Annotated in this window: 9 protein-coding genes and 1 tRNA gene; 5 read left to right on the top strand and 5 right to left on the bottom strand. The window is 36.1% G+C overall.

From position 1 onward, the window contains the following. Positions 1–43: 43 nt before the first annotated feature. From FFO06_RS19705 to FFO06_RS19715, 3 genes are all read right to left on the bottom strand, one after another. Positions 44–2860 (bottom strand): ATP-binding protein, encoded by a 2817-nt coding sequence (locus FFO06_RS19705; protein WP_137909551.1) that lies wholly within the window; start codon positions 2858–2860, stop codon positions 44–46. Next, positions 2830–4167 (bottom strand): P-loop NTPase fold protein, encoded by a 1338-nt coding sequence (locus tag FFO06_RS19710; RefSeq protein WP_137909552.1) that lies wholly within the window; start codon positions 4165–4167, stop codon positions 2830–2832. The genes FFO06_RS19705 and FFO06_RS19710 overlap by 31 nt, the downstream gene beginning before the upstream one ends. Before the next feature lie 428 nt (positions 4168–4595). Continuing rightward, positions 4596–4799: a hypothetical protein gene (locus tag FFO06_RS19715; RefSeq protein ID WP_137909553.1), complete on the bottom strand. Its 204-nt coding sequence runs from the start codon at positions 4797–4799 to the stop codon at positions 4596–4598. An 825-nt stretch (positions 4800–5624) separates the two neighbouring features. Between FFO06_RS19715 and tatC the strand changes: the two genes are divergently transcribed. From tatC to ybiA, 5 genes are all read left to right on the top strand, one after another. Continuing rightward, a complete protein-coding gene (gene tatC, locus FFO06_RS19720) occupies positions 5625–6419 on the top strand; it encodes a twin-arginine translocase subunit TatC (RefSeq protein ID WP_137909554.1) in 795 nt (264 codons plus the stop codon). A gap of 356 nt (positions 6420–6775) precedes the next feature. Beyond that, on the top strand, positions 6776–7813 hold the full coding sequence (pdhA, locus tag FFO06_RS19725; RefSeq protein ID WP_137909555.1) for a pyruvate dehydrogenase (acetyl-transferring) E1 component subunit alpha: 1038 nt from the start codon (positions 6776–6778) through the stop codon (positions 7811–7813). A gap of 142 nt (positions 7814–7955) precedes the next feature. Then, the gene (locus tag FFO06_RS19735; protein ID WP_137909556.1) at positions 7956–8825 is read left to right on the top strand and encodes an aldose epimerase family protein; all 870 of its coding nucleotides are present in this window, start codon (positions 7956–7958) and stop codon (positions 8823–8825) included. A gap of 62 nt (positions 8826–8887) precedes the next feature. Then, positions 8888–8959, top strand: a tRNA-Lys gene (locus FFO06_RS19740). 601 nt (positions 8960–9560) lie between these two features. Next, entirely contained in the window at positions 9561–10016 is a 456-nt protein-coding gene (gene ybiA / locus FFO06_RS19745) for a riboflavin biosynthesis intermediates N-glycosidase (protein WP_137909557.1), read from the top strand. Here ybiA and FFO06_RS19750 read toward each other — a convergent pair. Then, on the bottom strand, positions 10013–11548 hold the full coding sequence (locus FFO06_RS19750) for a DUF1802 family protein (protein WP_137909558.1): 1536 nt from the start codon (positions 11546–11548) through the stop codon (positions 10013–10015). The two genes, ybiA and FFO06_RS19750, sit on opposite strands and share 4 nt — an antisense overlap. Positions 11549–11550: 2 nt before the next feature. Further along, on the bottom strand, positions 11551–13482 hold the full coding sequence (locus tag FFO06_RS19755; protein WP_137909559.1) for a P-loop NTPase fold protein: 1932 nt from the start codon (positions 13480–13482) through the stop codon (positions 11551–11553). Positions 13483–13667 lie beyond the last annotated feature (185 nt).

Raw genomic sequence — 13667 nt, forward strand, 5'->3', positions numbered from 1 at the left:
ACGTTTTTGGTGATTTACTGTTTCTCAAATGCCTTTTTTCACTTTATATGTTTGTTTTGATGCTCTCTTTAATTTTTTCTCTACGTAATTTACCTCTGTGACAGTTTGGGGTGCGGAATGTGGGTTCTAAATGACGAATTAGGCCTACTAAGTAATCGTGAATTAATTGATATTGCTTGGGACAATTATGAAAGATCACAACCAATCCTGAATTAACCAAAATACTCAAAATTAGATCCAAATTACCAGTGTCTTCTAATTCTGACAATTCCGCTTTTAATTCTGCATGGGTTTTAAAAGGTCTTTTGTGATTTTCGTCGGTTAATAAATATAAAACTAGCAGAGCAGACCGTTCATTTTCTTGTCCACATTCTTTAATTAATTCTTGGATATATTCCTGAATTAACTGCTTTGGGCGATAGGGTTGATATTGTGCCAGTGTAGTTATAAATTTATCTTGTAATTGCGCGCCCACCAATTGCAATTCTATGGGGCGAATTTCACCAACCTCTGAAGACAAATCAGCCAGTAAAGCATCAATTAAGGCTGGTTCTAATTTGAGTTGTGATTGCTGATGTAATTTATGGGAACGTTCAGTTAGGTTTTCAAGAAGTTGTCTGGCATTTTCAGCAGAAAAATTATTAAGTTGATAACGAAATTTTTTGTCTAGAATATTATTTTTAATTGTTTCTATTGATGAAACATACTTAAAATCTAGGAGACGATGTAAATAATCTTCGCGCAAAGTCAGAATAACTTTTACAAATGATATACTTAGGCAATCACTAATAAATTTATCAAATTCTTGTTTTTGATGACCGTCTGTATCACCAAAGAAAAATTCTTCAAGTTGGTCAAATATTAAAACTGTAATTAGATGATTATCTGCATTTTTTCGGAGTTGTTGGTAAATGAGATCAACATTCATATCTGGTTGGATATTATCTGAAGATTCTATAGATTCTATTTCTAGGGCTGATTTATTCGCCATTTTCAACATAGCTTTAGTTAAACAGTTCCCTAATTCTTTTAACCAATTTGTATATAGTTGGACAACAACTGGTACGGCAATTTGATCACCTACACTGCGGTTTTGCAGTGCGGGAACTAAGCCAGCATTAACTAGAGAACTTTTACCTACACCTGATTGTCCATGAATAATTATCAATTTTTGGTCGGCACGGCTAATTCTACCAATTAAGTTATTAACATCATCTTCTCTGCCTGAAGCAGTAATTTCTAAAGCTATGTTACTATTTCCCAACTTACATATTAAACCGGTGTTGGTGACTCTTTTCTGCGGTTTTAAACATCCAGCACCGATAAATGGCACAAAACCATATTGTTGATCTAGAGAATTGAGTTTTTGTTTAATGATATAGGATTGAAGATACCGACCCGCTTGAAAGTATAGAGATTTCAAAAGTTCCAATAAGTTAATATAACGATATATATCATATTTATATTCACTACTTTCTAAAGCTAATAATAATTTGTAAGATGCTTGATCTATATATTCTGCTGCTACCGTTATTTTTCCCAGATTATTAAGTGCTTGGGCTAAGGTTAACATATAAATTTGTTCTAATAGTAGAGGTAATAAATAATGATTTAATTCCTCGTTATTTCTGGCTTTTTCTAGGTATATTAATGATGTATATGCTAAAATACTAGCCTGCATCGAATTTGAATTATGCAAAGCTATATGTGCTAAAATATTATAATCACAAGCTACTTGAATTTTCTGCCCATATATTCGATGTAATTCTAGGGATTTTTCAGCAACAACCTGTAATTCTGTCCATTCTCCTAAAATATATAAAATTTCTGCTAATTGCCTAATAAATTCAGATACTAATTTTTTACATCCAGTAAGTTCTAATATCTCAAAGGATTGCGAAATACTTGTTTTAGCTGATTGCAAATTACACTTACTTGCTCTTTTATTTTGTTTAGCAAGACGATAAAAGCATAGTCCAACGTACAACAATAAAATTGCCTTTTTTAAAGGATACTTATAGTCAAGAGCAGAATGATCTTTGTTGCTATAGCAGTCGCCACAACTCTTAATACATTTTTCTGTATTTTCTCTTTCTGGAAATAAATTTTCCTGTTGATCCCAAAAATGCAAACTTTTCTGAAAATTATTTAAAGCAGAATAAATTCGATTATTGATATAATCATCTATGCCAAAAATAAAGTCTAAACTGGAATTTAATTCTGGTTCTATTTCTATCCCCCAGTTCTTCAATTCAAAAATTGCATAATGGAGTTGATTCTTATTTGTCCAGATTTTTTCTAACCTGATGTGATTGCTCTGAGTATAGTCACCTTGTAAAATTTCGGTAAACAAATTCTCTGTTTCTTGTTGCAAAAGTTCTAGCAACCCCTGGGAATTCATGTCAAATCTAATTGGCGTGGCCGCCCAACTGGCAAAATCGGGGGCTAACTGCCAAATTTTAGCTAAAATTTGATCATTTATCCAAAAAACCATGGGCATTTGATAGCATTTGCGAAATTCATCCCGCACCTGATTAATGGAACGCAAAAGATCGTCTATGTCATCAACTAATTCAAACCCGGTAATCATTAATCCAGCAGGTTGGGTTAAGCTGAGTTGTGATTGAATTGTTGTATATAAACTTGTGGTTTTTTTATCTAAAGTGATAGTTTGGAGTTTGTCAGTTCCCCAACCAATTTCTACTAGTTGTTGCCGGATTAACTCATGCAAAAATTTATAGTTACAGCACAATAAGATGACTGAAAACTGATTTTTAGAAAAGGTAATGGCTCTGTCTAAACTACGTAATGACTGTTTATTCGTAGCGATTATATCATCTGCTTGCTGTTTTTTAACCATGATTTAAATTTTTCGGTTTCTGCTAAAACTGGGTTAATTGCAAACCAAACTCCTTGGTGATCACGATACTCAAAGACAAATAAACTACGTAATAAAAGATCGTACTCTATGTCTCCTTTAACTCGTTGTTCTTGGATCACCTGAAATATTAGTTCACTCTCATTCATATCAATGGCATTAGCACGATAATCTCGTTGTCTTCGGATTACCAATTCTACACAATTTCTGTCAAAGGGTGGATCTTGTTCTCGTAAACAATCAAATAGTAATCCTAACAGGTCGCGGACATGACCACCACTAATCAAGCATAGTCTATCTAGACTATCACTATTGTCAAATAATTGGGTAATTAAATTTAGACGCACTGGGGGTGAACTGTTGGGAAATGCTCTTGCTAATACCATTTGGCGCATGAGTTCTAGTCCCTCTATGTTAATTTCCCCAGAACGTTGACGCACTGGGATCATTGGTAATATTTTCGGTGCTAGTCCCCCCCCTAAACGATGTTGTAGTTGGGCGCTATCGTTGGAAAATGTTAGTGCTAAGGGTATAGTATAAACTATATGGCAATTCAGTTTTCGTAATTGGTCTCCTCGATCAATGAATAAGTATTCCGGTAGCGATCGCCCAGAAGGTAATGGACGGATGGCTACTCTATCTAAGTTATCAACAATGACTACTAATCCTTTTTTACCCCTAGCTTTTAGTTCTAAATTGGCTCGATCTAGTAGTTCTGTGTTAATTGATTGGAGGATATTTTCTGTCCGTGGTTCTAGATAGTCTCTTAACCGTCTGCGTAAGTGTGGACTTTCTTTGGTTTTGGCGGTAATTTTACCAATACCTACGGATAATTCGGCTTCTACTCCTAATTCTATCGGTGTTTGCAAAAAATCCACCACCTCACTAAACAATTTAGTAAAGTACGTAGGTTGGACACGGAGTTTTATTGCTTCCATGCTTTTACTGACCAAACCAGCGATCGCTAAAAGAACATCTGTAATATCTATATCCACCATCTCTAAAACATGGGTAGACTCAAAATAGACCACATGAAAATCTTGCGCTTCTAACTCTGCTTTGAGCCTTAACAGTTCCGTTGATTTCCCACAACCCAAATGTCCGGTAAATAGTTGACAAGTTGGTATATTGGGAGAAATTCTGGTAATAGTCCGCAGCAAAGCCTCAATGATCTTACCCCCACGCACTGAAGCAAAATCAATATAATAGCTCCGGTCGTCTAAATTCTCAATCATCAAAGGTCGAGAAGGATTACAAGCTTGATAAAATCTTTCCAAATTAAGAAGCATAAAAATCCGGTTTACACTGTAATGGTCATGACACCACCTGTCATTTTCTTTTTACAGTGGAAAATCAGACTTATCCGCAATAATCAGGTATAGAAGTACAAATAATTTTATCTTTTTCTTCATAATCTAATCTTAAACATTCGCACTCCCTGGTCTCAATATACGCGGAGTCAACATTCGTTGATCAAGACATGAGAACACAGAATCATTAACAGATAACTTACTTATATTAAAACTAATATTTATCAAGAGCAACACGCCTAAACTTCCCATCTTCCACTAATAAAAATTAATCTAATTTCATGACACCAGATAATATTTTACCATACCAAAACCTTGATTTAGCGATAAGAACCCATAAAAATCAGGTAGTCTTATCGCTGATTTTCTGATAATTTACCCCTTTATTCGTCAGGTGCAAGATGATGTTAATCCTTGCATTGACCTTTACGGATACAATCTCCTGTTTGCTCACTTCTGTCAGACGGATTTGCCACTAGCCGTAATTGAGTATTATTTTCGCTGGTTAGTTGAGTATTGTCTACGGATAGCTTGTTACCTGCAAAACAAGCATTGGCATTGTATAGATAGACCGACAATACCATTAGTCCTAAACCAATTATGTTCTTCATATAGAGATTGAATTTCCATTGATGATTGTGTAATCAGCAACGTCATCAGGAGCGTGAAAACCTGTACACGAACTAATAATTCTCAAAATTGCCAAAGGAATCCTGTCTCTAGTGTCTAATTCGATACTAGAAATGGTGCAATTTTCAGGTGCATTAGTCTATTCCTGTTGATTCAAGGGAGTAAATCTAGATTTTTACTGGGTTTTACCCCTGCTATATCTTTGATTTCTCCGCAATTGAGATCAACAAGTCGTTGTTTTCATTCATTCACAGATCAAAATCAGATCCGTAACTGCTAAATTTACTCTTACCCCCCGGTAAAGTGAATTTAGCCACAAGATAACGTTCTTTATACTTATGCAAATCTGATGAGTAAAACCCGGATAAAAAAAAGTTTTTTTACAAGAAACAAATATGAATATTATGCGTCAACATATAAAATACTGTAAAAAATATACTCTTTGATTTTTATTGTCTTTATAGCTTATATACATATAAGCATTAAATACCTATCTAAAATAAGCTATACAGCCATTTAATAAATTAGGGAATAAGATTTTATCTGCAATTAATACTGATTAATTCGGTAGTATTAATTTAGCGATCTGCTCAATAGCATTTGCAATAATTAATACTCTAATTTCATAAAGTTAAAAATGGGAAAATAAAAATAAATATGCAAATGATACTAAAAATTAATAAAATCAATAGAGTGATTTTCCTGAGTTAACGACAACTTCAAGAGTTTTTGAGCCTATTTATAATAAGAGTGTCAAAATAGTTAACGAATATTGCCTCACAAATGTTTCCTTTCATTTCTTACTCATGACCTCTTCACAAGACGTAGATACTATAAATTCCCCGGACTTCAACCCAGAAGGATCGAGAGAACCAGCTATTAACCCCCTAGATGAGTTACCGGGGGAAGTAGAAATGTCAATTTTTGACCACTTAGAGGAGTTGCGACAAAGAATTTTCTATTCCCTCATAGTTGTGGTAGTCGGTATTATCGGTTGTTTTATCGGAGTCAAACCCCTGGTACAATTACTAGAAGTTCCTGCTCACGGCGTTAAATTTCTGCAATTAGCACCGGGAGAATTTTTCTTTGTCTCCATGAAAGTTGCCGCTTATGGTGGTTTAATCTTAACTACACCCTTTATTCTCTATCAAATCATCCAATTTGTGCTGCCTGGACTGACAGTGCGGGAACGTCGTTTAGTCATTCCTGTAGTGCTAGGGTCAAGCGTGCTATTTCTAGGGGGATTAGTATTTGCGTATATTGCCCTCATCCCTGCTGCTTTGCAATTCTTTATTAACTATGGTGCTGAGGTTGTGGAGCAACTTTGGTCAATTGACAAGTATTTTGAATTTGTGCTGTTATTATTATTCACTACCGGACTAGCGTTCCAAGTTCCAGTTATTCAATTATTGCTGGCTTCCTTGGGAATTGTTTCTTCACAAATCATGTTAAAAGGCTGGCGTTATGTAATTATGGTATCAGTGGTTTTAGGAGCGATTTTAACACCTTCTACAGATCCTTTAACCCAAAGTCTTTTAGCAGGTGCAGTTTTAGGGCTATACTTTGGTGGTATTGGACTAGTCAAACTCACGGGGAAATAATTCAAGTTGACAGGTGACAGGTGATAGGGGACAGGGGACAGGGGACAGGGGACAGGGGACAGGGGACAGGGGACAGGGGACAGGGGACAGGGGACAGGGGACAGTTGACAGGTGACAGTTGCTACGCCACGGGGACAGGGGACAGTTGACAGGTGTTTTTTAAGTAGTAACTTAGGTTATAAAATCACGTTAATTGTTAATCGCTATGCAGAAAGCCAGTTATCCTGATTGTTACCCTATAAAATAGGTTTTGATCAATTAATTAATTTAATTTTGTCAACGCTGGCTAATTTATCGCTAACGTAATCAAAGACAAACTTAACTTGTTTGTTTTACAATAGGAATACTTCACAAGCATGATTCAAGAGCGCGTATTACCCACATTTAATAACGCCACAGTCCAAATCACCAAGGAAGAAGGATTGGGCTTATACGAAGATATGACATTAGGGCGTTTATTTGAAGATAAATGTGCCGAAATGTATTATAGAGGAAAAATGTTTGGTTTTGTCCACCTATACAATGGACAAGAGGCGGTTTGTAGTGGCATCATCAAAGGAGCAATGCGTCCTGGTGAAGATTTTGTTTCCAGTACCTACCGTGACCACGTTCATGCTTTAAGTGCTGGAGTACCTGCACGAGAAGTTATGGCGGAATTATTCGGTAAAGCCACAGGTTGCAGTAAAGGGCGCGGTGGTTCTATGCATATGTTTTCTGCCCAACACCGGTTATTAGGGGGTTATGCTTTCGTCGCTGAAGGTATTCCTGTGGCTGCTGGTGCGGCTTTCCAGTCCAAATACCGTCGGGAAGTTCTAGGAGACAAAACCGCAGACCAAGTGACCGCTTGCTTTTTTGGTGACGGTGCTGCTAACAATGGTCAATTTTTTGAAACCTTGAATATGGCAGCTTTATGGAAATTGCCAATTCTCTTTGTGGTAGAAAATAATAAGTGGGCAATTGGTATGGCTCACGAACGAGCAACTTCCCAACCAGAAATTTACAAGAAAGCCAGTGTGTTTAACATGATGGGTGTGGAAGTGGACGGAATGGACGTTTTAGCAGTCCGTCAAGTGGCTCAAGAAGCCGTAGCTCGCGCTCGTGCTGGTGAAGGTCCAACTTTAATCGAAGCCATGACCTATCGCTTCCGAGGTCACTCTCTGGCGGACCCCGACGAACTCCGCAGTAAGGAAGAAAAAGAATTTTGGTTTGCTCGTGACCCCATTAAAAAGTTAGCTGGTTATTTGCTGGAACAAAATCTAGCCACGGAAGCAGAACTCAAAGATATTGAGAGGAAAATTCAGGGTATTATTGAGGAAGCAGTTAAATTTGCTGAAAGTAGCCCCGAACCTGACCCTAGCGAGTTATATCGCTTCATTTTTGCTGAAGACGAATAAATTAGGGAGTGGGGACTGGTAATGGGTAATTGGTAATGGGTAATTGGTAATTGGTAATGGGTAATGGGTAATAGGTAATGGGTAATAGGTAATGGGTAATGGGTAATTGGAACTATCAACTGTCAACTAACCAAATAAAATCATGTTTACCATTGACATTCAACAAAGACAATACAAAACTTACATCTTGTCAGATAAAACCGCTGGTACACAAATAGAAGTTGTCCCAGAAAGAGGCGGTATCATTACTAGTTGGCTGGTTCAAGGTCAAGAAATTTTCTATATGGACGCTGAACGCTTTACTCATCCTGATTTGAGCGTTAGAGGTGGTAATCCCATTTTGTTTCCTCTTTGCGGTAATTTACCTGATAATACTTATAATGTTGATGGTAAACCGTATAATATTAAACAACATGGTTTTGCGCGGGAATTGCCTTGGACAGCAACGGAGCAAAATACAGAAAACAAAGCCAGTGTTACCGTAGTTCTCAATAGCAATGAAGAAACAAAGGCCGTTTATCCTTTTGATTTTCAATTGGCTTTTACTTACGAACTCCAAGGTAATACTTTAGCAGTCCGTCAGGAATACAAAAATCTGTCATCTACACTCATGCCATTTTCCGCTGGTTTCCACCCTTATTTTCTCTGTGGTGACAAAAATCAGCTAGAGGTGGAACTTCCCTCTGGAGAATATCAAGACAACAAAACCAAGGAATTTCACGCTTTTAATGGCAAATTTGACTTTAGTCAAGATGAAATTGATTTTGCTTTTGGTGGACTAACCGCTAAATCTGCCGCTGTTACAGATCATAGTCGCAAATTCAAGCTCACCCTCGATTATGATGATTTTACCACCTGGTTGGTGTTTTGGACTGTGAAGGGTAAAGACTTCTATTGTCTAGAGCCTTGGAGCGCCACCCGCAATGCTTTTAACACGGGTGATAACTTGACTGTTTTAGCACCAGGAGCTAGTTGTACTGCTGCTTTCCAACTAACAGCAAATTTTTTCTAGAAACCCCTTGACAAAACCATGGCTGTTTATGGTATATTGATAAAGTTGGAAAAACAGCAAAAGGGTCGCTAACTCAACGGTAGAGTACTCGGCTTTTAACCGATTAGTTCCGGGTTCGAATCCCGGGCGACCCATTTTTTAGGTTAAAGTATAATTTCAAGTATGATTTCATGGGATGTCTGGTGATAAATAAGACATCATGTGAATGGTATTGCGGAGACGTGATTTCCATAACTCTAAAAACTCAGTAACATTTTCACTGCATTTAAACTGAGAATAAAATTATTCAGCTTTCTTTGATTGATTTATTAAACGGAAATGCGGAAAGATTGACCAATAACTTGAAAATCTTCTGTTTGTTGATTTCTGAGTTTAAGCTGTTACGCAGCTAAATTGTAAAATCCTCATCTGGCTAAATCTTGAGGTGCGGGCATCCTGACCGCTATAATTATACAAATTAAATGCGGTACAGCTTAGTACGAATTTGAGTAAATTGGTTAACAATGTCTGGTTTATACAGCTTTTCCCCAGATTTTGAACAAACTTCTGCTTCTACTTGGGGCTTTATGTACTCAAGAGCCGAAAGTGCAAGGTTTTGGCTTATGGTATCTCAAAACAGTTGCATTTTTCCTTATCGGATCTAGGAAATTGAGGATACCCAGATAACTGAAACTGTTAAGAGTTCCCTGTTCCCTATTCCCTACCCTCGCAGACAAATTTTTCAGAATTTTTCCCATGACTATTTACTTTTATAAGGTTTCCGACCCCTATGGCTGTTTTTCTAATTTTTCCGCTCACGGTATTAATATCGAAGGTACTTACTGGCCAACTGTTGAACATTATTATCAAGCACAAAAGTTTGTTGGTAGTCCAGATGCTCCAATTATACCTTTAATTCACGCTGCTGCTACTCCTGAACAAGCTGCTGCTTTAGGGCGTTGTGATTCTCGTTGTCTGCGTCTAGATTGGGAATTGGTAAAAACTCAAGTTATGCGGGTTGCGGTACTACAAAAGTTTATGACTCATGCTGATATTAGGGAGATATTGTTATTAACAGGTGATAATATCTTAATAGAGGATTCACCTATAGACTATTTTTGGGGCTGTGGTGCTGATGGTACAGGGGAAAATTACCTCGGTAAAATTCTGATGAGTGTACGTGGGGAAATACGGAGAATTAGTTATTTTTAATTAATTGGTAAATCCCGGAGATAATAAAAGCGATCTTTTTTCCAAAAATCTTCTTTAATTCTTCCCAAATATCCTGTTAATGGTGATGATAGTTCTATGAGAATATCATATAATTCTCTATCTTCTAGGTTTTGTGGTGGGTTAGAAGTTATATATACCGCATGAAGGGCTTCTACTCCAATGCGTTCATTTTTTGCAAGTTGTAAGTAATTTTTCAAAACTTGGATAATATGCGATCGCAATTTTATCTCTTTTTCTATTTTAGCAATATATTCGTTAATTTTATCATCAATTTGTCCTGGTTCTAAGTATTGTTTTAATTCAATTAAGTTTATCGTACCTGGATATTTGGCTTTGAGTTCAACTAATTTTTGTAATGTCATAGCTTTAATAATACTTACTTTCCATTGTTGCGCTGATTTCTGAGTATTTGAGGTAGCGTTACCGGGACCTATTACCAATTTTGCAGAGTTGATAAATTGTTGTGTACCTAAGTGCATTCCACCAAGTTTAATTAATTCCTGAACCGTACCACTAGGAATACTTTTACCTGCTTTACATTCGCACACTAAAGGATAGGGTTGAGAACAATATAAATCTAAACCTCCCGCACCTCCTTTATAAGCATTTTCTACATTAAACCCTAAAAATTCTAAACTTTGACGAGAGATATTTTCAAAGTCTGTACCCGCTTGATAATTATTTTTTTTCTCTTCTAATTCTATACTTCTATCTCCTAATGCTGCAATGGTTTTTATCCAAGCTAAATCAGCATCTATGATATTTATAATTGGTGCATTACTCCAACCTAAAAATACTTTGATTTCATTTTCTAATTCTTGTGCTGCTGGGTTATTATTGGCTATTTGTGATAATGCAGTTTGTAATTCTTCCAGTTCAGGATGTAAAGGAGGTTCTAGATTTTCTAATTGTTGTTTGCGTTGAATAAATACCTGATCATTTAATACAGGTTTAGCTTCAGAAGCGGAAATATTAGGTAAACTGACAAATTTACCTAATTTATCTTGAATATTAGGAATGGCTGAAATTTCATCAGGTTTATCTAAATGATAAACCCGCAAATAAGCTAGGAAAAAATGCGGATGTTTTTGTAATATTTCCTTAAATTTTTCTGGTTTCCAGATGGTTAATTGAGATAAAATATCTAATGGTTTTGTTTGATCTGGCATTTGACAAAGTTCACATTTAGCCCATGCTTTAATTAAAACTTTACTTTCCGATAACGGTAGTTGTAACTGTTTTTGAGTTGGTATTAAACTCAGTTGTTCAGGTTGTAATAAAATACCGGGGGTATGAAATTTTTCCCATGCAGTTTTAGCAATGGGTAAAAAATTTGGATGGTAATATTTATTAATTTCTGCTGTAGATATCTCTACAGGATAGAGAGCGAATGTTTTACCAAAATCTAGCAATGTCCGAGGAATCGCGGCAATAATTCGCCCTTGTATTAAAGCATCAACATCAGGAGCAGGTAAACATAAAGCGTTATAAATTGAAACAGATTTATTCATAATTAACCCAATAAATCATTTAAACCACCTTCATCATCAACTTCTGAAATATTATCATTTTTATCATCAAATAATCCGCCCAGACCATCATCAAATTCAGGCATTTCACCAGATGGATCACTTAAAATTTCTCTTAATAACAGATTATCAAAGGTAATATTATTCTTAGAGATAATATCAAAAATTTGTTCTTCTGTTAATTGATAATTTTGCCGCTTTTGATAAATAGCTAATATGGCTATAAGTGGACGAATTTGATCTTCTATTAAATCTACATTTTCTCCCCCCTTGTATTTAATTAATTCCTCAAGTAAACTAAATGTTGCTGCCGTTTTTTTCATTTGTTTTATTTTAGATTCAGAACGGACTAAACAACCACGGGTTAAATCAAAAGTATGATAGTCATTCAATCGTTTTAAACACGCATTTAATGTAGATTGAGAATCTTGAACAACTGCTACACCAATTTTTACTGGTTTACCATTTTCATTGCCAAGAATTTTGAAGTTGATAAAATTGTTATTTTTTCTTTTAGGTTGAACATCGTTTGTAATTTCGACAATCATTACCTCTTCTAGAGTTTTTCCTTTTAAAGTATTAAAGCCAAAATATAGGGCTTCAGCAATGCGAGAACTATCTTCTATATATTCCTCAAACTTTACCTCACCTTCTCTTGTAAATGCCAGTTCAAATCTTGTAAATGGATCATCTGGAAGTGGCTCGGTTTCAATCTTAAAGTTATCTGCACACCACCGCAAAGCTTCCCTAACACTTGGTTTATTTATCTTTCCATATTCTTTCAGTTCGGTTTCTGTAAATGGGTAAAGTGGATCAGGAGGAATTAAATCCTTTGCATTGTAATAATCCTGTAGCCAAATAGTCACTAATTCCACCATAGAATCACCGCTAATATATTTTAAGTCTAGCGGTTTACGTTGTGTAAACTTGGAAATTCTATCAGGTGTACCTCCGGGCAAAGAATTTACTTTATCTCTCCATGTTTCTGGTAGCATTACCGTGAGAATCACCACACCCTGGCTCAGGTCTGAATTTACCAAAGTATCATGGAGAATTTTCACAAAATTAGCAATTACACTTTCTGTAGGTAAACCATCATCAGTAGAGTTGTTTTTAACATCTATTTCATCAAAACAAATAACAATTGAGTTATAAAAACCCACTAAATTCAAAATTTGTTGAATATTTTTCAGAGCCTCAGCTTCCCGATCTTGATTAGTTTTACTAGAATTAGGTAATCCCAATTCATCAGCATTTGCTTGAGCTAATTCTTCACCAGATAGCCATTTAATCGCATAAGGAGCTTGAGTTTCTGAAAGTGTCCACAGAATAGCCCTAAGAATATAGGGGTCTGTATTGGGTTTATTTTTAATAACCTGTTTTTGCAGATTATTCATTAAGTTTTTATTTTTTTCACAAGCTATGTCAAATCTTTTGACTAACACTGCTGGACTGACAGTATTTTCTCTACCTTCGTTGGCCATTGCTGCGGCTACTTCTTGCCATTGCATAACTTGTTGGCTACCAGTTTTACTCAGACTATCTGCTAAAGTTTGCTGAAATTGATATTTAACTAAATTCAAATCTGTATAGTTATTAACACCAGCATAAACAAATAAAGCACCGCCCACTTTTTCTAGTTCATGACGAATACGACTCAAAAGATGGGTTTTCCCAACTCCCTGTTGTGCAGTAATAGCAATTGAAGTCACTTTATCTTGACTAGATTTACTGTTACGAACAAATTGAATGGCTTTAAAAACTTGATTAGAAGCATGAGCGTTTAATGTGGGTACGTCCGGGACTCCTTTTCCCCAAACATCTTGTTCTTTAACAATCCCAGCGTTAGTAAATGGATTATGACTGTTAATGGCGGCGTTAATGGACTCCATAGAAGAAAGAGGGCTATTTGTCATGGTAATTTTGTCTGGTGCGAGGGACTAGAAACTCTGGGGATAAGGGGATAATTTGATTAAACCCACATTCCGCACCCTGAACTGTCACAGATCAAAAAAGCAGAGATAGTAGTACATAATAACTAACGATCAATTAAAGAGAAATAAGCTTAATGAGAATACATATCATTAAAAGGGGGGTGGTG

The organism is Dolichospermum planctonicum (assembly GCF_005402965.1).
GTDB lineage: Bacteria > Cyanobacteriota > Cyanobacteriia > Cyanobacteriales > Nostocaceae > Dolichospermum > Dolichospermum planctonicum.